This window comes from Streptomyces albireticuli, from assembly GCF_021228125.1.
GTDB lineage: Bacteria > Actinomycetota > Actinomycetes > Streptomycetales > Streptomycetaceae > Streptomyces > Streptomyces albireticuli.
The window spans coordinates 152,213-178,033 of sequence record NZ_JAJQQS010000006.1; the positions used below are offsets into that span (position 1 = coordinate 152,213).

A 25,821-nucleotide genomic window follows, 5' to 3' on the forward strand; every position below is an offset into this window, starting at 1 on the left:
CGCCTACGCCACCCGCCGCCTCCGATACTCCGGTATCGACTCCATCGGCGGTCGCTCCTCCGTGTCCACCGCGTACGTCCGCGGCACGAACCCCTCCGCCGTCCGTTCGAACTGCGTCAGCGACGGCCGCACCAGATGGCCCCGCGCCAGCCGCAGCTGTGCCGTGCGGTAGATCGCCGCCGCCATCCGGCCCAGCGCCCGGCCGTCCTGGTGGCGGTGCTTGCGCACGCCCACGTCGACCTGGGCCAGGGCGTCCAGACCCACCGTGTGCAGCGCGTCCACCAGCAGCCCCAGCTCCACGCCGTAACCCACCGGGAACGGCAGCCGCTCCAGCAGGGAGCGGCGGGCCGCGTACTCGCCGCCCAGCGGCTGGACGAAGCCCGCCAGCTGCGGCCAGTGCAGGTTCAGCAGCGGGCGGGCCACCAGCTCGGTGACCCGGCCGCCCTGGCCCACGGCCTCGCCGAGCGGGCGGTCGTACATCGCCTTGACGAACTGCACCCCGGGGTCGGTCAGCAGCGGGCCGACGATGCCCGAGACGAAGTCCGCCGAGAAGTCCCGCAGGTCCGCGTCGACGAAGCAGACCACGTCACCGGTCGTCGCCAGCAGCGACCGCCACAGCACCTCGCCCTTGCCGGGCAGCGCGGGCAGGCCCGGCAGCACCGCGTCCCGGTGCACCACCCGGGCACCCGCCGCCGCGGCGACCTCGGCCGTCCGGTCCGTGGACCCCGAGTCCATCACCACCAGCTCGTCCACCAGCGGCATCGCGTCCGACATCAGCTCGGCGCGGATCGTGGTCACGATGGTGCCCACCGTGGCCTCTTCGTTCAGCGCCGGCAGCACCACGCTCACCGTGGTGCCCGCGCCGCGTTTCGCCGCGAGGAGCTGGTCGAGCGGGCGGTCGTCGGCGGACCAGGACCGCCGGGCCAGCCAGCGCTCCACCTCATCCAGCACGTGTTCGACTCCTCTTGTGTGACGCGGCGTTCGAGCTGCGTGTGATCCATCTCGCGGTACGGACGACTGTCTCAGGCGCCCATGCCTTCGGTTACAGTCTGAACAACGCGGAACGCCGTCGTATGTCGGGGTCGCCGCTCATAAACGCCTGGGCCTTGCCCGGTGCCATACCGCTCATCCAGAGGGGCAGAGGGATACGGCCCGTTGAAGCCCCGGCAACCCTCCAGCCGTTCTCGCCACCCGTCGCCCGACCACCACGCCTAGTGGTGCCCTTCGGGCGCAGGTTTTCACGCGAGGCTCCCGGCTCGGGAAGGTGCCAATTCCGTCTCGTGGCGACGTCCGCCGCGGGGAAGATGAGGAGAAAGGGCCTCGCCTCCATGGCTGTGCAGTCTGTTGAAAGCTCGACCACACCCGTAGCTCTCGGTCCCGCCGCCGCCCTCTCGTGCCGTGAGTGCGGAGAGCGCTTCGGCCTCGGTCCCATTTTCGCCTGTGCCGTCTGCTTCGGCCCGCTCGAGGTGGCCTACGAGCTGCCCGCCGGTGACCCCGAGGCGCTGCGCCGCCGCATCGAGGCCGGGCCGCGGAACATCTGGCGCTACGCCCCCCTGCTGCCCGTCCCCGCCGACGTCGCGGACAAGCCCGGCCTGAACCCCGGCTTCACCCAGCTGGTCAAGGCCGACAACCTCGCCCGCGAGCTCGGTTTCACCGGCGGTCTGTACGTCAAGGACGACTCCGGCAACCCCACGCACTCCTTCAAGGACCGTGTCGTCGCCATCGCCGTCGAGGCCGCCCGCGCCTTCGGCTTCACCACGCTCTCGTGCTCGTCGACCGGCAACCTCGCCGGAGCGGTCGGCGCCGCGGCCGCCCGCGCCGGCTTCAGGTCCTGCGTCTTCATCCCGCACGACCTGGAGGCCGGCAAGGTCGTCATGGCGGCGGTCTACGGCGGCGACCTCGTCGGCATCGAGGGCACGTACGACGACGTCAACCGCTTCTGCAGCGAGCTCATCGGCGACCCGCTGGGCGAGGGCTGGGGCTTCGTCAACGTCAACCTCCGGCCGTACTACGGCGAGGGGTCGAAGACGCTCGCCTACGAGATCTGCGAGCAGCTCGGCTGGCGGCTGCCGGACCAGATCGTCGTACCGGTCGCGTCGGGCTCCCAGCTGACGAAGATCGACAAGGGGCTCAAGGAGCTCGTCGCGCTCGGGCTGGTCGAGGACCGCCCGTACAAGATCTTCGGTGCGCAGGCGGAGGGCTGCTCGCCGGTTTCCAGGGCCTTCAAGGACGGGCAGGACGTGGTCCGGCCCGTGAAGCCGGACACGATCGCGAAGTCCCTCGCGATCGGCAACCCCGCCGACGGGCCGTACGTCCTGGACATCGCCCGGCGGACGGGCGGCGCCGTCGAGGACGTCACGGACCCGGAGATCGTGGACGCGATCCGGCTGCTGGCCCGTACGGAGGGGATCTTCGCGGAGACCGCGGGCGGGGTGACGGTGGGCGTCACGCGCAAGCTCGTGGAGCGCGGGCTGCTGGATCCGTCGCTGACGACGGTGGTGCTGAACACGGGGGACGGGCTGAAGACGCTCGACGCGGTGGCGGCGGGGCCCATGGTGACGATCCGGCCTTCGCTGGACGCGTTCCGGGACGCCGGGCTGTAGGGCCTTTCCCTCACCCCGCCCGTTCCCCCACCCCGCCCCTTCCCGCCGCGTCCGACCCTTCCCACCGCATCCGATGTGCGGCTCCGCCCGCGTGGCGGGGGCTTCGCCCCGGGCTCCCTTCCGGGCCGACAGGGGCTTCCCCGAACCTCTTCCCGTCGAAAGGCCGACCCATGAGCGTCAGCGTCCGTATCCCCACCATCCTGCGCACCTACACCGGTGGCCTCAGCGAGGTCTCCGCCGAGGGTGCCGTCCTCTCCGAGGTGATCGCCGACCTGGAGCGGAACCACGCCGGCATCGCGGCCCGTGTGCTCGACGACAGCGGCAAGCTGCGCCGCTTCGTGAACGTCTACGTCAACGACGACGACGTCCGCTTCGAGCAGGGCCTGGCGACGCCCACGCCCGACGGCGCCGGCGTCTCGATCATTCCGGCCGTCGCCGGCGGCTGACCCCGTCCGCGGGTCCGCCCGCTTTTTCGAAGGCTTCCTTCCGAATCGCCCCGTACCGCCAAGCGGACGGGGCGATTCCGCGTGTTGACCGCGATACAGTTGGGGCGTTCCCCCTCCGGCGTCAGTGCCGAACGCATATGAGAACCCGTCAAGTTGTGCGCGAACTGTGTGCACGAAATGCCGGGTTGCTTGTGCTATGCCCGGCCCGACTTGCCCTGGATTTCCCCTAGTTCGCCGCTTATCGACTCTCAGCCGCGCCGGGAATTCTCGTCCGAGTGACCTGTTGCAGAGGGCATCCGTGCAGATACATTCGGCCGCGGTCGACGCGTTCCGGCGCACACCAACTGGGTTCACCCTGCCGCTGGTGGGGGAGAGATCCGGAGGGTGAGGTCTGACCCGGGTCCGCGAAGTGCGGTCCTGCGCAAGGGCCAGTAATAGGGGAGTTAGGCATGGCTCAGGGCACCGTCAAGTGGTTCAACGCGGAGAAGGGGTACGGCTTCATCGCGGTCGACGGTGGTGCGGATGTTTTCGTCCACTACAGCGCGATCCAGATGGACGGATACCGCACCCTCGAGGAGGGTCAGCGAGTCGAGTTCGAGATCTCGCAGGGCCAGAAGGGGCCGCAGGCGGACATGGTCAAGCTCGCCGTCGGCTGATCTCGGCGCATCGACCACACCAGGCTCACGAAGCTCGCGCGTGGGGCCCGCACCCGTCACCGGGTGCGGGCCCCTCGTGTGTTCCATTGCTGGTGTGACCCCTCGGTCCCTTGGGTATCTCTCGCGAGTCCGCCCGGCGCGAGCCCCTCGTGTGTGTGGTCATCGACTACACACGCTTGCACTCGCAGGGGTCGAGTGCTAATCATTGGCGTTAGCACTCTCCGCGTGAGAGTGACAGATTTGGACCGTCGGTGAGGTCCGCAGGCCAGGTGGGGCAAGGAACCACCCGGCATGCAGGCCGTCCGTCGCGGGCGCCAGCGCGGTCCGGAGCAATCCACCCCGTCCTGGGAGGACCACTTCACATGGCCAAGATCATCGCGTTCGACGAGGAGGCACGGCGCGGTCTCGAGCGCGGGATGAACCAGCTCGCCGACGCCGTCAAGGTCACCCTCGGCCCCAAGGGCCGTAACGTCGTCCTCGAGAAGAAGTGGGGCGCCCCCACGATCACCAACGATGGTGTGTCCATCGCCAAGGAGATCGAGCTCGAGGACCCGTACGAGAAGATCGGCGCCGAGCTGGTCAAGGAGGTCGCGAAGAAGACGGACGACGTCGCCGGTGACGGCACGACGACCGCGACCGTCCTCGCCCAGGCGCTGGTCCGCGAGGGTCTGCGCAACGTGGCCGCCGGTGCCAACCCGATGGCCCTGAAGCGTGGCATCGAGAAGGCCGTCGAGGCCGTCTCCGCCGCCCTGCTCGAGCAGGCCAAGGACGTGGAGACCAAGGAGCAGATCGCCTCCACCGCCTCCATCTCCGCCGCCGACACCCAGATCGGCGAGCTCATCGCCGAGGCGATGGACAAGGTCGGCAAGGAAGGCGTCATCACCGTCGAGGAGTCCCAGACCTTCGGTCTGGAGCTGGAGCTCACCGAGGGTATGCGCTTCGACAAGGGCTACATCTCGGCGTACTTCGCCACCGACATGGAGCGTATGGAGGCGTCGCTCGACGACCCGTACATCCTGATCGTCAACTCGAAGATCGGCTCGGTCAAGGACCTGCTGCCGCTCCTCGAGAAGGTCATGCAGTCCGGCAAGCCGCTGCTGATCATCGCCGAGGACGTCGAGGGCGAGGCCCTGTCGACCCTGGTCGTCAACAAGATCCGTGGCACCTTCAAGTCCGTCGCCGTCAAGGCCCCGGGCTTCGGTGACCGCCGCAAGGCCATGCTCGGCGACATCGCCATCCTCACCGGTGGCACCGTCATCTCCGAGGAGGTCGGCCTCAAGCTGGAGAACGCCGGTCTCGACCTGCTCGGCCGCGCCCGCAAGGTCGTCATCACCAAGGACGAGACGACCATCGTCGACGGTGCCGGTGACAGCGACCAGGTCCAGGGCCGCGTCAACCAGATCCGCGCCGAGATCGAGAACAGCGACTCGGACTACGACCGCGAGAAGCTCCAGGAGCGCCTCGCGAAGCTGGCCGGCGGCGTGGCCGTCATCAAGGCCGGTGCCGCGACCGAGGTCGAGCTCAAGGAGCGCAAGCACCGCATCGAGGACGCCGTTCGCAACGCGAAGGCGGCCGTCGAGGAGGGCATCGTCGCCGGTGGTGGCGTGGCCCTGCTCCAGGCCTCCGCGGTCTTCGAGAAGCTCGAGCTCGAGGGTGACGAGGCGACCGGCGCCAAGGCCGTGAAGCTGGCCCTGGAGGCCCCGCTCAAGCAGATCGCCGTCAACGGTGGTCTCGAGGGTGGCGTCATCGTCGAGAAGGTGCGCAACCTCCCCGTCGGCCACGGCCTGAACGCCGCGACCGGTGAGTACGTCGACATGATCGCCGAGGGCATCATCGACCCGGCGAAGGTCACGCGCTCCGCGCTGCAGAACGCCGCGTCGATCGCCGCGCTGTTCCTCACCACCGAGGCCGTCATCGCCGACAAGCCGGAGAAGGCCGCCGCGGCCGCTCCGGGCGGCATGCCGGGCGGTGACATGGACTTCTGATCCGCGAGGATCAGTTTTCCTGAACGCTGTACGCCGAAGGCGGCACTCCCTGCGAAGGGGGTGCCGCCTTCGGCGCGTTCAGCTCCGCGACCCGCCCCTTCCCGAAGCCGAAGAAGTACGTCACCGCGAAGCCCGCCGCGTAGCCGACCAGCAGCCCCGTCCCGTAGACCGCCGCCGCCGGGCCCAGGCCGTGGCTGCCCTTGAGCAGCGGGAAGAGGGCCCAGCCGGAGGGGCCGATGGCGGTCGAGCCGACCACGTGGCCCCACTGGTTGAGCAGGCCCACGAAGCCCCCGCCGAACGCGCCGCCCACGCAGGCGGTGACGAACGGGCGGCCCAGCGGCAGCGAGACACCGTAGATCAACGGCTCCCCGATGCCCAGCAGGCCGGCCGGCAGCGCGGAGCGGATCGTCCCGCGCACCGAGCCGTTGCGCGGCAGCCGGGCGTAGACCGCGAGGGCCGCGCCGACCTGGCCCGCGCCCGCCATCGCCAGGATCGGCAGCAGGACGGTGTGGCTCTGCTGCTGGATCAGGGTCGTGTGGATGGGGATCAGCGCCTGGTGCAGGCCCAGCATCACCAGCGGCAGGAACAGCCCGCCCAGCACGAAGCCCGCCGCCGCGCCGCCCTCGCCCAGCAGCCGGTCGGCGAGGTGGCCGATGGCAGTGGAGACCTCTCCCGCGACGAACATCAGCCCGTAGAGGGTGACGAAGCCGGCCAGCAGCACCGTCAGCGTCGGGGTGACGAGGACGTCCAGGGCCTCCGGCACCCGGCTCCGGCACCACCGCTCGACGTACGCGGCGAGCACGGCCGCCGCCAGCGCGCCCAGCACCCCGCCCTGGCCGGGCGAGAGCCGCTCGCCGAGGACGTGCACCCGGTCGACGCCCGGGTAGACGACGATCGCCGCGACCGCGCCGCCCAGCACCGGGGTGCCGCCGAACTCCTTCGCCGCGTTGTAGCCGACGAACACCGCGATCAGCGACATGAAGCCGGACGCTACCGCGGCCAGGCCCGGGGCGAGGGCGGGCAGCCACCCGAGGTTGGCCAGCAGCCCGGCCAGGCCCGCGACGATGCCGCAGCCGATCAGGGCCGGGATCAGCGGGACGAAGACCGCGGCGATCCGGCGCAGCAGGAGCTTCACCGGGGTGGCGTTGCGGGCCTTGCGCGCGGTCCGGAGCGCGGCCCCCCGCTCGGCGAGCGCCGCGGCGGTGACGGGAGCGGTGGTGCCGGGCGTGGGCTCCTCGCCGGGGCCGGGCACGGTCGCGGCCAGCCGCGCGAGCTCGGGGGCCACCCGGGCGACCGTGCCCGGACCCAGGACGACCTGGTACGAGGAGCCGTCCTCGACCACGCCCAGCACCCCGGGCAGCGCCCGCAGCTCCGCGTCCCGGACCAGGGCGCGGTCCCGCAGCTCCAGACGCAGCCGGGTCATGCAGTTCGTGACGGACAGGACGTTCCCGGCGCCGCCGAGGAGTGGGAGCAGGGCTGCGGCGGTGGCGCGGTGCCGGTCCGCCGGTTCGTCTGGTGCCATGGTGCCTTGCCTGCGTGGGGCGCGGGGCTCAGCCCCGCGCGAGGTGGAGCGCCGCCCGCAGATGCCCGCCCGCCTCCTCCAGGAGCCGGGCGGCGGTGCGGCCGTCGACGCCGCCGAGGACGACGAGGACGGCGTTCTTCACCTCTCCTCCCGTCTCCTCCAGGGCGGCTTCGGTCTCGGCGTCGGAGGCGCCGGTCGCGAGCGCGACGATGCGCCGGGAGCGGGCGCGCAGCTTCTCGTTGGAGGCGCGGACGTCGACCATCAGATTTCCGTACGTCTTGCCGAGGCGGATCATCGTGATGGTCGAGAGCATGTTGAGGACGAGCTTCTGTGCGGTGCCCGCCTTCAGCCGGGTCGAGCCGGTGATCAGCTCGGGGCCGACCACGACCTCGACGGCGTGGTCGGCCGCCGCGCCCAGCGCGGAGCCCGCGTTGCAGGACAGCCCGATCGTCAGCGCGCCGGCCGCGCGGGCGTACTCGACGGCTCCGACGGCGTAGGGCGTGCGGCCGGACGCGGAGACGCCGACGACCGTGTCGGCCGGTCCGACGCCGAGCGCGGCCAGGTCGCCGGCGGCCAGCTCCCTGCTGTCCTCGGCGCCCTCCACGGCCGTGACCAGGGCGGGCGCGCCGCCCGCGATCAGCCCGACGACCTGGGCCGGATCGGTGTTGAACGTCGGCGGGCACTCGCTGGCGTCGAGGACGCCGAGCCGGCCGGCCGTGCCCGCGCCCGCGTAGACCAGGCGGCCGCCGCGGGCCATCCGGGCGGCGGTCGCGTCGATGGCGGCGGCTATCTCGGGGAGCCGGGCGGCGACGGCGGCGGAGACGGCCGCGTCCTCGGCGTTCATGAGCCGCGCGAGGTCCAGGGTCGGCAGCCGGTCGATGTCCGCGAGGTCCGGCCGGAACGCCTCGGTGGTGAGCGTGGCGAGCTCGGCGCGGAGGGCGGCGTGGGCCGCGGACGAAGCAGAGGGGGCCATGGGCGTTCGGCGCCTTTCCGTTGTTCGTCGGAGGGGGGTGTCCGTCGAATGCGTGTCCGCAGGTGGGGGTCAGGGGGCGTGCCGGTGGGCCAGCGCCTCGTAGGAGTCGGACAGGGCGGGCGCGGCGGTCTCGTACGTCCGCTGGGCGACCCCGATGAAAAGGCAGTCCACCACGAGGAGCTGGCTGGTGCGGCTCGACATGGCCGCCGGGCGCAGTTCGCTCTCCCGTGCGGAGGAGGTGGTGAGGACGTGGTCCGCGTACTGGGCGATCTCGCCCTGGGGGCGGCCGGTGATCGCGACGGTGGTCGCGCCGTGCTCGAAGGCGACCCGCAGCGGCTCGATGACGTCGGTGGTGCGGCCCGAGTGGGTGATGGCCACGGCCACGTCGCCGGCCCGCAGCTGGACGGCGTTGGTCACGGCCAGGTGGGGGTCGGCGGGGGCGTGCGCGAGCAGCCCGATGCGCAGGAGCTTCTGCACGAGGTCCTGGCCGACGAGGTTGGAGGCGCCGATGCCGTAGACGTCGACGCGGCGGGCGGTGGCGAGCGCGCCGACCGCGGCCTCCAGCTGGGCGGTGTCGAGCCCGGCGGCGGTGTCCGCCAGGCACTGGGCCTCCTCCTGGGCGAGCTTGGCGACGACCTCGGCGAGCGGGTCGTCCACGGCGATGTCGGCGGTGACGGCCGGGGCACGGCCCGCCGCCTGCTCGGCCGCGAGGGCGGCGAGGGCGAGGCGGAGGTCGCGGTAGCCGGGATAGCCGAGGATCCGGGCGGTGCGGACGACGGTGGCCTCACTCGTTCCGGTGCGTTCGGCCAGGCCGGTGACGGTGAGCGCGGCGGAGCCGGCCGGGTCGCCGGCGACGGCCTCGGCGACGCGCTGCATCGAGCGCGTCATGGAGGGGGCGAGCGTACGGACCTTTGCGGCGAGGGCGCCGGGCGGGGGCGGGGCGGAGGGCTGCGGCCCCGGGGGGACGGCTCCGAAAGTTTCTTTCAATTTGCTGCTCACCTTTTGAAAGGTATTTTCGGCCTGGTGAGCCGTCAACCCTCGCCGTCTTGGACAATGGACCGTATGGAGCTCGAACAGGCACTGCACACGGCGCGCGCCCTCGTCCTTGCCGATCTCGTCGCGGGTGAGGTGGCGGAGGCCGATGTGGTCTCCCTCGTGGAGGACGCGATCACCCACCGCCGGTGGTGGGTCGAGCAGTGGCCGGAGGGTGCCGCTTTCCTGGTGGGCCTCGTCGCCCAGGACGTGCAGGACGCCCTCCTGGAGCGGCACGGCCGCTGGCCGCTCTGCCCGGTCTGCACGGACTCCGGCGACCCGCATGCCCTGGAGGTCGAGCCCGAGCTGGGCGCCGACCCGCACTGGGCCTGCGCCAAGCAGGTCGTCCTGGTGGCGCCGGTGGGTTCGCTGGGCAAGGCGCTGCGGTGAGGCGGGCGCGCCGGTGACGCTGTACATCGACCCGCCCACCTGGCCCGGTCACGGCCGGATGTGGTCCCACCTGATCAGCGATGTGTCGTACGCGGAGCTGCATGCCTTCGCGGCGCGGCTGGGCGCGCCGCCGCGCGCCTTCGACCGCGATCACTACGACGTGCCGTCGACGTCCTACGGGCAGGCCGTGCGGATGGGCGCGCGGGAGGTGGGCAGCAAGGAGCTGGTGCGGCTGCTGGTGTCGGCGGGGCTGCGACGGCCGAAGTACGAGCGTCCCTGAGGGGGCGCCTCAGAGGTCCCTGGCCCTTTTCGTTTCCCGCGTCTCAGCCCTCGCCGAGCAACTCCAGCTCCGTGCTGAGGTTCCGGCGCGCGACCGGCTCCCACCTCGACCGCCCCAGCGGGGTGCGGAAGAGCGCCGGCAGGCCCAGGAGCTGCCGCAGCACGGCGGCCCGGCCCTCGCGGAAGGCCGCGTCGGGCACGAAGCCGTACTCCTCGCGGACGGCCGCCGCGTAGGCCGCGTACTCCTGCGGGGAGCCCGCCAGGACGGCGAGGTCCGCGTCGCAGAGCACCTCGCCGTCGCGGTCGCCCGGCGCCGGGTCGTGGCCGACGGTGAGCCGCACGAGCCGGGCGACCTCGGCGGTGCGCCGCGCGTCCAGGCCGAGCTCGGGCAGGGCGCGCTCGGCGAGGTGGGCGCTGCGCTCCTCGTTCTCGGAGCGGTCCGGGCGGTAGACGGCGTCGTGGAACCAGGCCGCGAAGCGGACGGTGTCGGCGTCGTCGGCGTGCGCCGAGAGCTCGTCGACGCGGTCCAGGACGGCCGTGAGGTGATCCACCGTGTGGTACCGGCGCTGCGGCTCGGACCAGCGGCGCAGCAGGTCCTCGGCGTACGGGTCCGGGTCGGGTCCGCCGGTCCCCGGCCGGGTCCGCGCGACGGTCTCCCGCCAACGGGCGCGCAGGGCCGGTGCGGACGGGTGCTCGTACACAGATCCCATGGGCCAATTGTGGGGTACGGGGCGGCGGCCGGGGCCGGGGTGTCCGGTCCCGGCCGCACGGGGTGTCAGGGACGTTCGAAGCCCGGCCGCCCGGCCGGTGAGACCAGGCTCGCGGCGGTGGAGACGGGGGCGCCGGGGCGGGTGACGTAGGGCAGGATCCGGAAGTCGGCCCGGGCCTGGGTGGGTGTGAGGGTGACCACGACATAGCCGCGGCGCTTGGCGTAGTACGCCATGTGGGGGTTGAGGGCGAGGAGTTCGGCCCAGTCGTCGGGCCGTTCGACCCCGTCGGCCCCGCTGGAGACGGACGTGCCGAGGATCTCGACGCCGCGCGTGGGCGAGGAGGGGTCGTCGAAGTCGTCCTTGATGTCCATGGCGAGATGGATGTGGGAGTCGCCGGAGAGGACCACGAGGTTGGTGAGGCCGGCGCCGCGGGCGGCGTCGAGGAGCCGCCGGCGGGTCGCCGGGTAGCCGTCCCAGGCGTCCATGGACAGGGGGGAGTTCTGGGCGCGCAGCCGTCGCCGGGAGAAGGCGACCTGCTGGGGGATGACGTTCCAGGTGGCCGTCGAGCCGCGGAAGCCGCTGTGCAGCCACTGTTCCTGCGCGGCGCCCAGGAGCGTGCGGGAGGGGTCCTCGGACGCGGGGCCGGGCAGCTTCCAGCCGTCGCCGTACGCCTGGTCCGAGCGGTACTGGCGGGTGTCCAGGATGTCGAACTGGGCGAGCCGCCCGTAGTGGAGCCGCCGGTAGAGCCGCATGTCCGGCCCGGCGGGGCGCTGGGCGAGGCGCAGGGGCATGTGTTCCCAGTACGCGCGGTAGGCCGCGGCGCGGCGCTGGAGGAACCCGGCCGCCGGGTCGTTGTCCTGGGAGACGTCCGCCGCGTAGTTGTTCTCGACCTCGTGGTCGTCCCAGGTGACGCACCAGGGGTGGGCGGCGTGGGCGGCCTGGAGGTCGGGGTCGGTCTTGCCCAGGGCGTAGCGCAGGCGGTAGTCCGACAGGGTGACGGTCTCGTGGGCGAAGACGGCCGGGAGCAGGGCGCCGTCGGGGAGCCGCCGGTCGCCCGCGCGGGCGTCGATGGCGTTCTCGTAGATGTAGTCGCCGAGGAAGAAGACGGCGTCGAGGTCCTCGCGGGCCAGGTGGCCGAGGGCGGTGTAGTAGCCCTCGTCGTACTGCTGGCACGAGGCCACGCCCAGGCGCAGCCGCTCGGGGGAGCTCCCGGCGGCGGGCGCGGTGCGGGTCCGGCCGACGGGGCTCAGGCGGGCGCCGGCGCGGAAGCGGTACCAGTACGTCCGGCCGGGGGCGAGCCCGCGGACGTCGGCGTGGACGCTGTACGCGTATCCGGCCTCGGCGACGGCCTGGCCCCGGCGGACGCCGGCGGAGAACCGCTCGTCCTCCGCGATCTCCCACGTCACCGGGACGGCCCCGGCGGGCGGCAGCCCGCCGCCCGGCTCCCAGGGGCGGGGCGCCAGCCGGGTCCACAGGACGACGCCGTCCGGCAGGGGGTCGCCCGAGGCGACGCCGAGGGTGAAGGGGCTGTCGCCGAGGTCCTTGTCGCGGATTCCGGCGGCGTGGGCGGGCCGGGCGGAGAAGGCCAGCACGGCGGCCGCGGCCGACATGGAGAGGAACCGGCGTCTGAGGTGCGGTGGCGGCGTGGCCGCCGCGGGTGGTACGGCGGCTACGGGTGATGCGGCGGGTGCGGGTGGTACGGCGGGTCCGTCCTCCGGACCGCCCTTGCCGCCTGATCTCTTCGTTCCGTCCGTCATGGCGTGCACTTCCCCCCAGGGATCGTCTGCCACATGCGGGTGAAGAGATACCCAGGAAACGCCCCTTCCCCTCCAGCAACCGGCGTATCGGCCGGTGTATGACTCATCGACGGTGCGGCCGTGATGCCACGGGGGCCTCCCAGGTCTTACGCTGTGCTATTGGACTAGACCTGTTGTCCTCGGAGGAAGGGTGTCACGTGAGGAACCGCGCAATCCTGGAGGTGATCGCGCTCGACGCCGAGGACGCGAGGGCGGCGGAGGCCGGTGGGGCCGACCGGCTCGAACTGGTCACCGACATGGCCGCGGACGGGCTTACGCCCTCCGTCGCGACCTTCGCGGCGGTGCGTGCCGCCGTCGACATCCCCGTACGGGTGATGCTGCGCGACACGGACGGCTTCTCGGCGGGGGGCGCGGCCGCGCTGGAACGGCTCTGCGGGTCCGCGCGGGCGCTGGCGGCGGAGGGCGCTGACGAGTTCGTCCTCGGCTTCCTCACGGACGACGGCCGCGCCGACCTCACGGCGGTGACCGCCCTCGCCGAGGCGATCGGGCCGCGGGCGCGCTGGACGTTCCACCGCGCGATCGACCGCGCGGCGGACCGCGACGCCCTGCGCAAGCAGCTCGCGGACCTGCCGGGCCTGGACACGTACCTGACGGCGGGCGCGCCGACGGGCGTCGAGGACGGCCTCCCCACGCTCCTCGCGGAGGCCGCCCGCGGCGACGAACCGGGCTACGAACCCCGCATCCTGGTCGGCGGCGGCCTCCAGCTGCGGCATGTGCCGGCGCTGCGTGACGCCGGGATCTCGGCGTTCCACGTCGGGGGTGCGGTGCGGCCGGACGGGTGGGGGTTCGGGGTGTCGGCGGCGGCGGTGGGGGTTTGGCGGGCGGCGCTGGGGCAGTAACGGGTGTTTCCCGCTGCGGGGCCCGTGCCGGGCGGTTCTTCTTGCCGGGTGCGGCGCCGTTTCCCCTGCCGGGGGGCTGTTCGTTGCCGGGTGCGGCGTCGTTGCCGCTGCGGGGCCCGGTACCGGGCGGTTCTTCTTCGCCGGGTGCAGCGTCGTTGCCGCTGCGCGGGGCGGGTCCGCTGCGCGGGGCTTTCAGGTCGGTGCCGGGCCGGAGGGGTGGTTGCCGGGCTGCTTCGCTTTACGCCCGGCAACCACCCCTCCGGCCCGTCCCCTCCTGCGGGTGGGTGGGGGAAAGACGCGGGGGCTGAGCCGCACTTGTCGGCTGACGGTGACCACGGCTGTTTTTCACCACCCACTCACGGGAGGTGGGGGGCCGCAGCGGGTCCTTTCGGGACGTAAAGCGAAGCAGTCCCGAAAGGACCCGCGGAGGCCCACCGCCGCACCGGTGAACGCCCCGCGCAGCGGGAACGCCCGCGCAGCGGGAAACGGCGCCGCACCCGGCAAGGGGCCCGGCAGGGGAACCGCGCCGCACCCGGCAACGGGCGCCGCAGCGGGAACGAACAGCCCCGCCGCGTAAGCGGAACCGCTACCCCAACTGCCCCGGCAACCCCTCCGCATGGATCACCGTCAGCCCCGACACCGCCCGCGTCAGCGCCACGTACAGACGGCGCAAGCCCGTGCGTTCGTCGGGTTCGCCCGCGACGACCTCCGACGGTTCGTCCAGGACCACGTAGTCGTACTCCAGGCCCTTGGCCAGGGTCGCCGGGACCAGGGTCAGACGGGCGTCCGCCGAGGTCTCCTCGCCGGGGGCGAGGAACGGCAGGCCGGCGGTGCGCAGGGCCTCCGCGAGCGGCGCGACGCGGGCGTCCGCGGCGATCAGGCCGGTCGAGCCCTCGCGCGTCAGCGCCTCGCGGCAGGCGGCGACGACCGCTTCGTCCCGCGCCGGAGCGGCCACCTCCCGCACCGAGAAGTCGCCGGCGGCCTCACGCACGGACGTGGCCTCCGTGAGGCCGGGCGCGATGGCCGGGAGCAGCCGGGACGCGTAGGCGATCACTTCGCGGGGCACGCGGAAGCCCTGGGTCAGCTCCTCGACGGAGGCGTCCGGCTTGCCCAAGTGGGTGAGGGCCTCGGCCCAGGTCGGCGTCGCCCACGGCGTCGTGCCCTGCGCGAGGTCGCCGAGGATCGTCGCGGAGCCCGTCGTGCAGCGGCGGCCGACCGCGCGGTACTGCATGGGGGAGAGGTCCTGGGCCTCGTCCAGGACGACGTGGCCGAGGGACGGCGTCCGGGCGACGAGGTCGGACGCCTCGTCGATCAGCACCGCGTCCGCCGCCGACCACTTGGCGGACCGCACGCCGCGGGCGGGCTTCGCCCAGAGGATCTCCGCCTGCTCGCCGGCCGTCAGGACGCCGTCGGCGTGCTCCGCGAGGAACTCCGCGTCGGACAGGAGGCGCAGCACCAGCTTCGCCGGATCGACCGCGGGCCAGAGGGACTTGACGGCCGCCTTCACGGCCGCGTTCCGCGCGACCGCGTCCTGCACCCGGTCGTCGGGCGCCTCGCCGGCCTCCTCCATCCGTACGAGCACGGCGTGCGCGATCCGCTGCGGCAGGGCCTCGCGGGCGGCGCCGTAACGGAAGTCGCGCCCGTCGCGGTAGCGACTAGTGTTACTGAGTAGCTCCCGGACCATCTCCTCGATCTCGTACGCGGGCACCCGCCAGCGCCGCGAGCCGCGGACGACGACGACCGCCTCGTCGGGCATCGTCACCCCGGAGCGCACGGCGCGCCGCAGCACCTCCGCCATGCGGGCGTCGCCCTTGAGACGGGCGGCGGCGGGGGCGTCCTCGCCGCGCACCTCCACATGGGCGACGAGGTCGTCGACCGTGGCCTGTGCCACGTTCAACTCTCCCAGCGCGGGGAGGACTTGCTCGATGTAGTGGAGGAAGGAGCGGTTCGGGCCGATGACGAGCGTGCCCGTGCGGGCGAGGCGCTCCCGGTGCGCGTAGAGCAGGTAGGCCACGCGGTGCAGGCCGACGGCGGTCTTCCCGGTGCCCGGGGCGCCCTGGACGCACACCGTGCCGCCGATGCCGGCGCGGACGATCTCGTCCTGTTCCGGCTGGATCGTCGCGACGATGTCCCGCATCGGGCCGACGCGCGGCCGCTCGATCTCCGTCTGCAGCAGCTTGCTGGCCTGCTCCTCGCCGGCCGCGTCGGTGAGGTCCTCGTCCTCGTAGGCGGTCAACTCGCCGCCGGTGTAGCCGAAACGGCGGCGCGTCCGTACGTCCATGGGCTCCTTCTTGGACGCCCGGTAGAACGGCTGCGAGACGGGCGCGCGCCAGTCGATGACCATGGGGTCGCCGTCCGCGTCGTGGACGTGGCGGCGGCCGATGTAAAAGCGCTCGCCCTCACCCCCCTCCGCCCGATCCGCCCCCGGCGCGTGCAGGTAGTCCAAGCGGCCGAAGAACAACGGGGTGTGCGCGAGATCAGCGAGCGCGGTGATGCGGTCCTCGATCTGCCGCTCCAGGACGGCGGCGTTCACCCAGTTCGCGGTGACGTCCTTGATGTCCAGGGCCTCGACGTCGGCGCGCATGGCGCGCAGCGCGGAACGGGAGGAGGAGAGGTGGGCGCGCTCACGCGCGAGGGGGTCGTTCGGGACTTGCTGGGCGGGCACGGCGGGGCCTCCGGGCGAACGGGCGGTTGCGGAAGGTGGTGCGGACCGCCGGTTTCCGTCCGGCCGGTGCCGTCCCGGCGCGAGGACGCGCAGGGGCGGCGGGAAGGGGGGAGTCTAGTCAGCCGCCAAGGGGCGTGCGAATGATTTTCCGCACGCCCCTCGGGATCCGCCCGCGCCCCGGGTCAGTCCTCGGCCAGGAGGATGTCCGCGTCGTCGAAGATCCTCAGGAGCACGAGGAGCAGGCGTCCTCGCGACACCATGTACTCGGCCACGATCTGCGAGGTGAGACGGATCTCCCTGTCCTGCTCGCCCACCCCCACGGTCCGTGAGAGTTCGGTGTACGGGTCGCGTGCGAGGATCTCGATCGCCTTGTCGAACGACGCCCTGCGCGCGGGGTCCAGCCGGTCGCGGTCACGTGCGGCCGGCTCGGTGTACAACACCTCGTAGATGTCCTGATGAGGCATGCTGCTCTCTCCTTGCCATGGCGCGACTCTCCGCCCAGCGTACCGACCGGGAATCGCGGGCGGGGGCCGGATCACCCCGCCCGGCCCGGTGGTTCAGGCCGCGTCCTCGCCGGTCAGCAGCGAGTCCGCGTCCACGATCCGGTACGCGTACCCCTGCTCCGCCAGGAAGCGCTGGCGGTGCGCCGCGAAGTCCTGGTCGACCGTGTCGCGGGCGACCACCGAGTAGAAGCGGGCCTCGTGGCCGTCCGCCTTCGGGCGGAGCACCCGGCCGAGCCGCTGCGCCTCCTCCTGGCGGGAGCCGAACGTGCCGGACACCTGGATGGCGACCGTCGCCTCCGGCAGGTCGATCGAGAAGTTCGCGACCTTCGAGACGACGAGGACCGAGATCTCTCCCTGCCGGAAGGCGTCGAAGAGCTTCTCCCGCTGCGCGTTGGTCGTCTCGCCCTTGATGACGGGCGCGCCGAGGTGCTCGCCGAGCTCGTCCAGCTGGTCGATGTACTGGCCGATGACGAGCGTCTGCTCGCCCCGGTGCTTGCGCACCAGCGCCTCCGTGACCTTCCGCTTGGTGGCGGTCGTCGCGCAGTAGCGGTACTTCTCCTCGGTCTCCGCCGTCGCGTAGGCGAGCCGCTCGTGGTCCGTGAGGTTGACGCGGACCTCGACGCAGTCGGCGGGCGCGATGTAGCCCTGCGCCTCGATCTCCTTCCACGGGGCGTCGAACCGCTTCGGGCCGATGAGCGAGAAGACGTCCGACTCACGGCCGTCCTCGCGCACCAGGGTGGCCGTCAGGCCGAGGCGGCGGCGCGCCTGGAGGTCGGCCGTGAACTTGAAGACCGGCGCCGGCAGCAGGTGCACCTCGTCGTAGACGACCAGGCCCCAGTCGCGGGAGTCGAACAGCTCCAGGTGCGGGTAGATGCCCTTCCGCTTGGTCGTGAGGACCTGGTACGTGGCGATGGTGACCGGGCGGATCTCCTTCTTCGTCCCGGAGTACTCGCCGATCTCGTCCTCGGTCAGGGACGTCCGCTTCACCAGCTCGTGCTTCCACTGCCGCGCCGAGACGGTGTTGGTGACGAGGATCAGCGTGGTCGCCTTGGCCTGCGCCATCGCGCCCGCGCCGACCAGCGTCTTGCCGGCGCCGCAGGGCAGCACGACGACGCCCGAGCCGCCGTGCCAGAAGCCCTCCACGGCCTGCCGCTGGTACGGGCGCAGCGTCCAGCCGTCCTCCTCCAGCTCGATCGGGTGCGCCTCGCCGTCGACGTAGCCCGCGAGGTCCTCGGCGGGCCAGCCGAGCTTGAGCAGCGTCTGCTTGATCTGCCCGCGCTCGGAGGGGTGCACGGCGACGGTGTCGGGGTCGATCCGGGCGCCGACCAGCGGCTGGATCTTCTTCGACCGGAGGATCTCCTCCAGCACCGGCCGGTCCGTGCTCTCCAGGACCAGCCCGTGCACGGGGTGCTTCAGCAGCTTGAGACGGCCGTAGCGGTCCATCGTCTCGGCGATGTCGACCAGCAGCGCGTGCGGCACGGGGTAACGGGAGTGGGTGACCAGCGCGTCGATGACCTGCTCGGCGTCGTGCCCGGCGGCGCGGGCGTTCCACAGGCCGAGCGGGGTCAGGCGGTACGTGTGGATGTGCTCCGGCGCCCGCTCCAGCTCCGCGAAGGGGGCGATGGCGCGGCGGCACGCGTCCGCCTGCTCGTGGTCCACCTCCAGAAGCAGCGTCTTGTCGCTCTGGACGATGAGAGGTCCGTTCACGCGCTGGGCCCTTTCCGCTAGCGGTCGGCCGGTACGGACGCCGGGGCGGCGCCGTAAGGCCAAACGTCCAGTGTGCCGCATGCGGGGGAAAGGCGGAGCGGGGGACGGCGGGGGCCCGCCGCGACGGCCGGTCCGGCCGGTCGCCGGGCGGGCCGGCCACGACGGGTCAGACCGTGTCGTCCACCAGCTCCGCCACGCCCGTGATCCGGTGCAGCGGGTACGTGCGGATCTCGTCCGCCGTGTGGTCGTACGCCGTGACGAAGCCGCCCTCCACCCGCACCGGGGCGATCACCCGCTGGCTCGCCGCGCCCTCCGCGTTCACGTAGCCGATCCAGACGGCCGCGCCCGTCAGTACCGCGGCCTGGACCGTCGCCAGGGTGTCGGCGGACGTGGTGCGGGGCAGGCCGCCGGAGGCGGGGGCCGGGGCGGTGGTGGGCTTGCGTTCGGCGGTCGAGGCCATGTCGCCCGCGCGGATCGCGCGGACCGCCGCGCCGAGCAGCGTCGTATCCGGGACGGGCGGGCCCTCCGGTACGGGGGCGGGCGCCGTGCGCGGCGGGGTGCGGTGGGCGTCCGCGCGGGTGACCACGACGTCGCCCTCCGCGGACTCCGCCGCCGGGGCGTAGCCCATGGCCCGCAGGCCGTCGAGGAGGGCGTCGGGCGTGACCTGCGCCGCCAGCACCGTCGGCGCCAGGCGGCGCGGCCGCAGCGGGGCGGAGCGCCGGTCGGCGAGGATCTCCGCCAGTACGGCCTCGTCGTCGCAGCGCACGTAGGAGGAGGCCGCGCCCACCCGGAGGTGGCCGTGGCGGCGGGCCACGTCGTCGATGAGGTACGAGAGAGGCTGCGGCACGGGCGTGCGCGAGTGCTCCGTGAGGAACGTCTTCAGGTCCGTCGCCGTCCGCCCCGCGTCCAGCGCGCGCCGTACGGAGCCGGGCGTGAAGCGGTAGACCGTCGCCCCGCCCTTGGACTCGACGTCGGCCAGCACCCCCAGCACCTGCGCGAGGGGGCGCCGCAGCGGGCCCGGGGCCACCGCCGTGAGGTCCGCCTGGAGCAGCACGTGGTCGAGCGGCTCGGGGAGCAGCGGCGCGAGGCGCGCGGCGGCCCGTACGGCCGCGGCCCCGAGCTCGGCCTCGCCGGCCGGGCGCCACGGCGCGGGCGCGGTCTCCGCCCCGCCGCCGGCCTCGGCCCCCAGCAGGGCCCGGCCGTGGTCCGTCAGCGCGCCGCGGTTGGTGACGCCCAGCATCTCGGCCTCGGTCAGGGTCCAGAGGGCCAGACGCGAGCGGAGGTCGTCGTGGGGCGCGTGCGGCGGTGTGCCGGGAGCGGCCGCGGTGGGCGGCCGGGTGGCCGGCGCGGCGGCCTGCGCGGCGCCCGCCTGACCGCCCGCGACCGTGCCGCGCGGCGGGCGCTCCCAGTGCAGCCGCCTCAGCAGCGTCTCCGGCGTGACCGACCCGCCCGGCGGCAGCGTCGCCAGCAGCGCCAGCACCCGGTGGCGCACCTCCGGTGCCGGGGCGCGGTCCAGGTCCGGGCCCAGCGCCGCGAGCGTACGGGCCTTGGCGTCCCGGCCGCCGACCGGGCCCGCCGTACGGGTCGCCGCCAGCCACGCCGTCGCCAGCCGCGTCCAGCGCTGCTCCGCCGGCAGCTGCAGCCAGTCGTCGTAGGCCGGTGTCGGGGCGTACCGCTCGTCGACGTCGCCGTCGGACGCCAGGAGCCCCGCCGCGTACGCCAGCTCGGCCCAGAACGCGGCCGCCTGCTCCGTCGTGTCCAGCGCGGCCGCCGTCCGCTTCAGGTCGCGCACGCTCAGCCCGCCCGCCCGCAGCACCAGGGGGCCGCCCGTCTCCCAGCCCTTCAGCAGGTCCTCGACGGTCGTCAGCGCCGTGAACGCCTGCCCGGCCGCCGTCGCGTCCACCACCCGCGGCGAGTGCTCGGTGACCGGCGCCAGCTCCGGGGCCACCGGCTCCGGGGACCGGTGCGCCCGTCCGGCGCGCAGGTGCAGCGCCACCTCACGGGGCAGCAGCACGCTCCCCGGCCCGGCCGGCAGCAGCAGCCCCCGGTCCAGCAGCCAGCGCAGGTGCGCCGCCGGCTCGGCCGTCACCGTGCCGTACGGCGGGCCCCACACCAGGCGGCCCAGCACCGCCGTCGCGTCCGCCGGCGCGGTGTCCAGCAGCGCCGACATCCGCGCGCGGTCCTCGAACAGCTCCGTCAGCGCCGCGACCGCCGTCACCGGGTCGTGCGTCGCGGGCAGCCCCGCCGCCGCGATGATCTGCTGCACCCGGCCCGGCGACATGCCCGCCGTGGCCTCGGCCGCGGACGGGCCCAGGCCCGTCGGGGACGGGTGCGCCGGGCTCGGCGCCAGCAGCTCCCGCACCGTGCGCACCAGGCGCAGCCGGTCCTCGCCGCCCCACACCAGCGCCTGCCCGCGCAGGACCGCCACGGCGCGGGGCAGCTCGGCCGCGATCGCCGGGTCCCCGGGCGCGTCACCGCCCATCAGGGCGTCCAGCGTGGCGTACGGGCACGGGTCTGGCGCGACGGCCAGCGCCTCCGCGACCTGGAGCGTGAACCGGTCCAGGCGGTCCAGCGCCCGGACGACGGAGGCGCGGGTGCCGGCCCGGGTCGCGAGCTGGGTGAGGTCGCCCGGGACGGGGTTGAGCAGGTCGGGGCGGGCGCGCAGGAGGGTGGCGAGGGAGTCGTCGGGGCGGCCGCGGAGCTCTTCGGCGAGTGTCCGGGCGGGGGCGGCGGAAGGGGCGTGGGCGGGTGCTCTTTCCGTGCGGGGTCCGCTCGTGTGCTTCTCCGGCCGCGACGTGGTCATTCTGCTTACGGTACCGGGTCGCTGCGCTGTGCTGGGCTGTTGTCCGTGCGGGTCCGCTGCGCGGGGCCTTCCCCTACCCGCCCCTTCCCGCAACCGGGGGCTTCGCCCCCGGCCCCCTTCCGCGCTGACGCGCGGTGTCCTCAAGCTCCCCCAGCTACCGCTGGGAGGTGCCCCCAGACGGGCTGAAAATCAGCCCGTCCGGCGGGATGCCCGCCTCGCGGTGAAGGTCTCCTGAATCCCTCCTTGGGGCCCGTGATGAGGCGGTACCTTCGGGGCAGGAACGCGGCTGGTGGTCTGAGGGGTTTCGGTGGGGATCGAGAGCGATCAGCTTGTTTACGACTATCTGAGCCGGGTCGGCGACATCGCCCAGCGGCAGTCGCTCACCTCCGGCGACCGGATGCGGCTCGTCTCGCGGCTGCGTACGGAGATCGAGCGGAGACGTTCCTCCGAGGGCGCCGACACGCCGAACGCCGTGCAGCGCATTCTCGCCGACCTCGGCAGCCCCGACGAGGCCGTGGCCGGGGCCGGGGCCGCCGGGAGCGACAGCGGCAAGGTGCCCGCGCCGCGCCGGGAGGGCGAGGCCGCCCGCGCCGCGGCCCCCGCGCCGCAATACTTTCCCGCGGCGGACGGGACGGGGCCGGCCGCCGAGGCGCCGGACTGGTGGCGGGTCGAGCCCGGACCCTTCCCGGGCGGCGCGTCCGCACCGATGCACGGGTTCACCGGCGGCATCGAGGTCCCCGAGATACTGAAGCCGCCACCGCACGCCGCCCCGCCGGGCGACCCGGGCGGGCGGGGTGAGGAGGACGAGGTGGCCGAGGAAGCCGAGGAGGACGGGCCACGCCGGCTCAGTCTGCTGCGCCGCCCCGACGGAGCGCCCGTCCCGCCGCTGCTCCTGATCGTCGCCCTGCTGCTGCTCGTCGGCGCCGCGCTGGGCAACTGGATCGTGCTCGCCGTCGGCTGGGGCCTGGCCTACCTCACCCGCAAGCTCTCCCACACCGAGTCGCAGTGGGCGGTCGTGGTCCTGCCGGGGCTCACCGTCGCGGCCGGTGTCGTCTGGCTGTGGGGGCGCACGGAAGGCCGCTGGGGCGAGCCCGTCCCGTCGGGCGGGCTCGGCCCGGCCCTGGCCGACACCTGGCCCTGGGTCATCCGCGTCGCCGCCGTGGCCTCCGCGCTCTATGTGACGTGGCGGGCCCGGCGCCCTGGTTGAACGGGCGATCCGGGTGGCCCGGTGTCCCTGCCGATCGGGTTTCCCCGGTGGCCGGTGGTCCGGTGTCCTCGTTGCTCGGGTGCTCCCGGTGATCGGTGGCCTGGTGTCCTCGTTGCTCGGGTGCTCCCGGTGATCGGTGGCCTGGTGTCTTCGTTGCTCGGGTGCTCCCGGTGGCCGGTGGCCTGGTGTCTTCGTTGCTCGGGTGCTCCCGGTGGCCGGTGGTCTGGTGTCTTCGTTGCTCGGGTGCTCCCGGTGGCCGGTGGCCTGGTGTCTTCGTTGCTCGGGTGCTCCCGGTGGCCGGTGGCCTGGTGTCTTCGTTGCTCGGGTGCTCCCGGTGGCCGGTGGCCTGGTGTCTTCGTTGCTCGGGTGCTCCCGGTGATCGGTGGCCTGGTGTCCTCGTTGCTCGGGTGCTCCCGGTGGCCGGTGACCCGGTGTCCCCGCCGCTCGGGCGTCCCCGGTGATCGGCGACCCGGCACCCCCGCCGATCCGGCATACCCGCCGATCGGGCGCCCCACGTGACCGGCCATCTCGGCCCGGCCGGACACGGCGCGTGACCCGGCGGGTCGGTATCCCGGACGCTCGCGGTCCGCACGGGACGTGGCGAGCGCCGCCCGCCCGCCCGTCCGTCCGGCCGGCCCGTCGTCGTGCGACCCGGCGCGCGGCGGTTCCGTGGCGGTCTCAGCCCGTGGCGCTCTCCGACTCCACCCGCTCCGCTCCCGCTTCCCGCTCCGCTCCCGCTTCCCGCCCCGCCCACGGCATCCCCGGCACCACCAGCGGCCCACCCGTTACCGGGTCCGGTACGACCACCGACTCCAGGCCGAAGACCTCCCGCACCAGCTCCGCCGTCACCACCTCCGACGGGGCGCCCTGGGCCACGATGCGGCCGGCCTTCATCGCCACCAGGTGGTCGGCGTAGCGCGCCGCCTGGTTGAGGTCGTGCAGGACGGCCACGACCGTGCGGTTCCGCTCGTGGTTGAGGCGGCGGCACAGGTCCAGGACCTCCACCTGGTGGGAGATGTCCAGGTACGTCGTCGGCTCGTCCAGGAGCAGCAGGTCCGTCTCCTGCGCCAGCGCCATCGCGATCCACACGCGCTGCCGCTGGCCGCCCGAGAGCTCGTCCACGGCGCGCTCGGCGAGCGCCGCCGTGTCCGTGCGCTCCATCGCGTCCGTGACGGCGCGCTCGTCCTCGTCCGACCACTGCTGCCACCAGCGCTGGTGCGGCTGGCGGCCGCGGGCGACCAGGTCCGCGACGGTGATGGCCTCGGGCGCTACGGGCGTCTGCGGCAGCAGCCCCAGCGAACGGGCGATGTCGCGGGTGGGGATGCGGGCCAGCTCGGTGCCGTCCAGGAGCACGGCGCCGCGCTGCGGCTTCAGCAGCCGGCCGAGGGCCCGCAGCAGCGTCGACTTGCCGCACGCGTTGGGGCCGACGACGACGGTGACCTCGCCGTCGGGGATGTCCACGTCGAGGCCGTCCACGACCACGCGCTCCTCGTAGGCGAGCGTCAGGTCGCGGGCGGTGAGCCGGGGGGTCGTCCGCTCGGTCACGCTCTTCCTCCGGTACGGCCCCTGATGATGAGCCAGATGAGATACGGGGCGCCGACGGCGGCGGTGAGCACGCCGACGGGGAGTTCGGTGGGTTCGAACAGCTTGCGGCCCAGCAGGTCCGCGAGGACGACGACGAGCGCGCCCGTCAGGGCCGAGCACAGCAGCGGGATCTGCGCGGTGCGCGTCACCCGGCGGGCCAGCTGGGGCGCGAGGAGCGCCACGAAGTCGACCGGGCCGGCCGCGCCCGTGGCGACGGAGGCCAGCAGCACGCCGAGGAAGGCGAGCCCCAGCCGGGTCCGGTTCAGCCTTACGCCGAGGGCCGTCGCGGTGTCGTCGTCCATCGACACCGTGCGCTGCGCCCGTGCCGCCCAGCCGACGAAGGGCACCAGCGCGAGCAGCGTCCAGGCCAGCGGGGCCGCCTCGGCCCAGCCGCGGCCGTTGAGCGAGCCGGTCATCCACACCTGTGCCTGCTGGGCGACCAGGTAGTCGCCCTTGGTCATGAACAGGTGGGACACGGAGCGCAGCGCGACCGCGAAGCCGATGCCGATGAGGACGAAACGGGTCGCGTGCAGACCGCCGCGCCAGGCGAAGGCGTAGACGAGGACGGCCGCGAGGAGCCCGCCGAGGACGGACACGTAGGGGAGGACGGCGTACGAGGTGACGCCGTAGGTCAGCGCGCCGACCGTCAGGGCGCTCGCGCCCTGGCTCACACCGATGACGTCGGGGCTGGCCAGCGGGTTGCGGGCGACGGTCTGGATCAGCGCGCCGGCCACCCCGAACGCGGCGCCCACCAGCAGTCCCACCGTCATCCGCGGCAGCCGCAGGGTGCCGACGACCAGCTCGGCGTCGGAGGGCAGCCCGAACACGGCCTTCAGGGCCTCGCCGGGCGCGACGAACGACTTGCCGACGCACAGGTACGCCAGGCAGGCGGCCGCGAGCAGGACGGTCAGCACGAGCGCGGTGGCGGTCGCCCGCCGGTGCACGAGGAAGGAGCCGCGCCCGGCGCGGACGAGGGCGTAGCCGGCGGGGCGGACGCCCGGCCGGGAGGTCAGGGCGCTCACGCGGCCACCGCCTTGCGGCGGCGGACCAGGGCGATGAGGAAGGGGACGCCGATCAGGGCCGTCATCACACCGGACGGCACCTCGCTCGGCGGGAAGATCACCCGGCCCGCGGTGTCGGCGAGCAGCAGGACGACCGGGCCGAGGAGCGCCGTCATCGGCAGCAGCCAGCGGTGGTCGCCGCCGATCAGGGCGCGGGCGATGTGCGGCACGGCGAGGCCGATGAAGGCGATCGGGCCCGCGGCGGCGACGCCGATGCCGGTGAGGACGGTGGCGCCGAGGCCGCCCACGATCCGTACGGCCGCGACGTTCTGCCCGAGGCCCTTGGCGACGTCCTCGCCGAGCGCCAGCGCGTCCAGACCACGCGCCACGGAGATCACCATCACGGCGCCGACCAGCAGGAACGGCCAGATCTGGGCGGCCAGGACGTGCTCGCCGCCGGCCAGCGAGCCGACCTGCCAGAAGCGGAACCGGTCCAGGACCGCGGCGTGGGTGGCGAGGACGGCGTGCACGACGGCGACGATCAGCGCGTTGATCGCGGCGCCCGCCAGGGCCAGCTTCACCGGCGAGGCGCCGCCCCGGCCGCGCGAGGCGACCGCGTAGACGGCGACGGACGCCAGCGCGGCGCCCGCGAACGCCCACCACACGAAGCCCGTCAGGGTCTCCACCCCGGCCAGGGTGATCGCCGTGACGACGCCCAGCGAGGCGCCCTGGCTGATGCCGAGGACGCCCGGGTCGCCGATGGGGTTGCGGGTAAGGCCCTGAAGAACCGTTCCTGCCAGGCCGAGCGCCGCGCCGACCATCAGGCCGATGAGGGTGCGCGGCAGCCGCATCTCGCGGACGACCAGGGCGTCCCGGCCCTGTCCGTCGTGCAGGAGGGCGTCGAGGACCTGGCCCGGGGCGACCGGCCGGGCGCCGATCGCGAGGCTGAGGACCACCGCGACCAGCAGGGCGACGGCCGCGGCCACCGTCCAGCCGATGCGGCGCCGGACCAGGGGCGATCCGGGTGTGCTGATCGGGACGGCGGCTGACATCGCTTCCACTTCGGGCTGTGCTGGTGTGCGGTGATAGGGCTGGGTTA

Annotated in this window: 21 protein-coding genes and 1 riboswitch; of the genes, 8 read left to right on the top strand and 13 right to left on the bottom strand. The window is 73.7% G+C overall.

Annotated elements, in window-relative coordinates; translation table 11 throughout:
- Positions 1-3: 3 nt before the first annotated feature.
- Positions 4-951 carry a glucosyl-3-phosphoglycerate synthase gene (locus LUZ64_RS13665; protein ID WP_095583370.1) on the bottom strand — a complete coding sequence of 316 codons (948 nt, stop codon included), beginning with the start codon at positions 949-951 and terminating at the stop codon, positions 4-6.
- Between the two features lie 171 nt (positions 952-1,122).
- Positions 1,123-1,311, top strand: a riboswitch (SAM riboswitch).
- 17 nt (positions 1,312-1,328) lie between these two features.
- On the opposite strand from LUZ64_RS13665, the gene thrC reads away from it, so the two are divergent.
- The 4 genes from thrC to groL all read left to right on the top strand — a co-directional run bounded on the left by thrC (position 1,329) and on the right by groL (position 5,690).
- Positions 1,329-2,603, top strand: coding sequence for a threonine synthase (gene thrC, locus LUZ64_RS13670; RefSeq protein ID WP_211305113.1), 1,275 nt, complete (start codon positions 1,329-1,331; stop codon positions 2,601-2,603).
- Between the two features lie 170 nt (positions 2,604-2,773).
- Positions 2,774-3,049 (top strand): MoaD/ThiS family protein, encoded by a 276-nt coding sequence (locus LUZ64_RS13675; protein WP_095583682.1) that lies wholly within the window; start codon positions 2,774-2,776, stop codon positions 3,047-3,049.
- Between the two features lie 449 nt (positions 3,050-3,498).
- A complete protein-coding gene (locus LUZ64_RS13680; RefSeq protein WP_003967346.1) occupies positions 3,499-3,705 on the top strand; it encodes a cold-shock protein in 207 nt (68 codons plus the stop codon).
- Between the two features lie 362 nt (positions 3,706-4,067).
- Complete coding sequence (gene groL / locus LUZ64_RS13685) at positions 4,068-5,690, top strand: chaperonin GroEL (RefSeq protein WP_087926773.1); 1,623 nt, start codon at positions 4,068-4,070, stop codon at positions 5,688-5,690.
- 10 nt (positions 5,691-5,700) lie between these two features.
- Here groL and LUZ64_RS13690 read toward each other — a convergent pair whose 3' ends face one another.
- From LUZ64_RS13690 to LUZ64_RS13700, 3 genes are all read right to left on the bottom strand, one after another.
- Entirely contained in the window at positions 5,701-7,212 is a 1,512-nt protein-coding gene (locus LUZ64_RS13690) for a PTS transporter subunit EIIC (RefSeq protein ID WP_095583681.1), read from the bottom strand.
- 28 nt (positions 7,213-7,240) lie between these two features.
- Positions 7,241-8,185 carry an N-acetylmuramic acid 6-phosphate etherase gene (gene murQ, locus LUZ64_RS13695; RefSeq protein ID WP_095583680.1) on the bottom strand — a complete coding sequence of 315 codons (945 nt, stop codon included), beginning with the start codon at positions 8,183-8,185 and terminating at the stop codon, positions 7,241-7,243.
- A 69-nt stretch (positions 8,186-8,254) separates the two neighbouring features.
- A complete protein-coding gene (locus LUZ64_RS13700; protein ID WP_095583679.1) occupies positions 8,255-9,184 on the bottom strand; it encodes a MurR/RpiR family transcriptional regulator in 930 nt (309 codons plus the stop codon).
- A gap of 54 nt (positions 9,185-9,238) precedes the next feature.
- On the opposite strand from LUZ64_RS13700, the gene LUZ64_RS13705 reads away from it, so the two are divergent.
- Together LUZ64_RS13705 and LUZ64_RS13710 are read left to right on the top strand one after the other, a co-directional pair.
- Positions 9,239-9,607 carry a DUF8819 family protein gene (locus LUZ64_RS13705; protein WP_095583678.1) on the top strand — a complete coding sequence of 123 codons (369 nt, stop codon included), beginning with the start codon at positions 9,239-9,241 and terminating at the stop codon, positions 9,605-9,607.
- Positions 9,608-9,620: 13 nt separating this feature from the next.
- On the top strand, positions 9,621-9,887 hold the full coding sequence (locus LUZ64_RS13710; protein ID WP_087926768.1) for a DUF4031 domain-containing protein: 267 nt from the start codon (positions 9,621-9,623) through the stop codon (positions 9,885-9,887).
- A 43-nt stretch (positions 9,888-9,930) separates the two neighbouring features.
- On the opposite strand, the gene LUZ64_RS13715 is transcribed toward LUZ64_RS13710, so the two are convergent.
- Both LUZ64_RS13715 and LUZ64_RS13720 read right to left on the bottom strand, forming a co-directional pair.
- Positions 9,931-10,596 (bottom strand): HD domain-containing protein, encoded by a 666-nt coding sequence (locus LUZ64_RS13715; protein ID WP_095583677.1) that lies wholly within the window; start codon positions 10,594-10,596, stop codon positions 9,931-9,933.
- 65 nt (positions 10,597-10,661) lie between these two features.
- On the bottom strand, positions 10,662-12,353 hold the full coding sequence (locus LUZ64_RS13720; RefSeq protein ID WP_095583676.1) for an alkaline phosphatase D family protein: 1,692 nt from the start codon (positions 12,351-12,353) through the stop codon (positions 10,662-10,664).
- A gap of 197 nt (positions 12,354-12,550) precedes the next feature.
- On the opposite strand from LUZ64_RS13720, the gene LUZ64_RS13725 reads away from it, so the two are divergent.
- Complete coding sequence (locus tag LUZ64_RS13725; protein WP_232390463.1) at positions 12,551-13,252, top strand: copper homeostasis protein CutC; 702 nt, start codon at positions 12,551-12,553, stop codon at positions 13,250-13,252.
- Between the two features lie 586 nt (positions 13,253-13,838).
- Here LUZ64_RS13725 and LUZ64_RS13730 read toward each other — a convergent pair.
- From LUZ64_RS13730 to LUZ64_RS13745, 4 genes are all read right to left on the bottom strand, one after another.
- Complete coding sequence (locus LUZ64_RS13730; protein ID WP_095579694.1) at positions 13,839-15,917, bottom strand: HelD family protein; 2,079 nt, start codon at positions 15,915-15,917, stop codon at positions 13,839-13,841.
- Positions 15,918-16,099: 182 nt separating this feature from the next.
- Entirely contained in the window at positions 16,100-16,381 is a 282-nt protein-coding gene (locus tag LUZ64_RS13735) for a type II toxin-antitoxin system RelE family toxin (protein ID WP_095579695.1), read from the bottom strand.
- A gap of 93 nt (positions 16,382-16,474) precedes the next feature.
- The gene (locus tag LUZ64_RS13740) at positions 16,475-18,127 is read right to left on the bottom strand and encodes a DNA repair helicase XPB (RefSeq protein ID WP_095579696.1); all 1,653 of its coding nucleotides are present in this window, start codon (positions 18,125-18,127) and stop codon (positions 16,475-16,477) included.
- A gap of 166 nt (positions 18,128-18,293) precedes the next feature.
- The gene (locus LUZ64_RS13745) at positions 18,294-20,930 is read right to left on the bottom strand and encodes a helicase-associated domain-containing protein (protein ID WP_232390033.1); all 2,637 of its coding nucleotides are present in this window, start codon (positions 20,928-20,930) and stop codon (positions 18,294-18,296) included.
- Positions 20,931-21,237: 307 nt separating this feature from the next.
- On the opposite strand from LUZ64_RS13745, the gene LUZ64_RS13750 reads away from it, so the two are divergent.
- Positions 21,238-22,137 (top strand): hypothetical protein, encoded by a 900-nt coding sequence (locus LUZ64_RS13750; protein WP_095580459.1) that lies wholly within the window; start codon positions 21,238-21,240, stop codon positions 22,135-22,137.
- Between the two features lie 678 nt (positions 22,138-22,815).
- Here LUZ64_RS13750 and LUZ64_RS13755 read toward each other — a convergent pair.
- The 3 genes from LUZ64_RS13755 to LUZ64_RS13765 are packed head-to-tail and all read right to left on the bottom strand — an operon-like array spanning position 22,816 to position 25,774.
- Positions 22,816-23,682 carry an ABC transporter ATP-binding protein gene (locus LUZ64_RS13755; protein WP_095580461.1) on the bottom strand — a complete coding sequence of 289 codons (867 nt, stop codon included), beginning with the start codon at positions 23,680-23,682 and terminating at the stop codon, positions 22,816-22,818.
- Complete coding sequence (locus LUZ64_RS13760) at positions 23,679-24,743, bottom strand: FecCD family ABC transporter permease (protein ID WP_095580463.1); 1,065 nt, start codon at positions 24,741-24,743, stop codon at positions 23,679-23,681. The genes LUZ64_RS13755 and LUZ64_RS13760 overlap by 4 nt, the downstream gene beginning before the upstream one ends.
- The gene (locus tag LUZ64_RS13765) at positions 24,740-25,774 is read right to left on the bottom strand and encodes a FecCD family ABC transporter permease (protein ID WP_095580465.1); all 1,035 of its coding nucleotides are present in this window, start codon (positions 25,772-25,774) and stop codon (positions 24,740-24,742) included. The genes LUZ64_RS13760 and LUZ64_RS13765 overlap by 4 nt, the downstream gene beginning before the upstream one ends.
- Between the last annotated feature and the right edge of the window lie 47 nt (positions 25,775-25,821).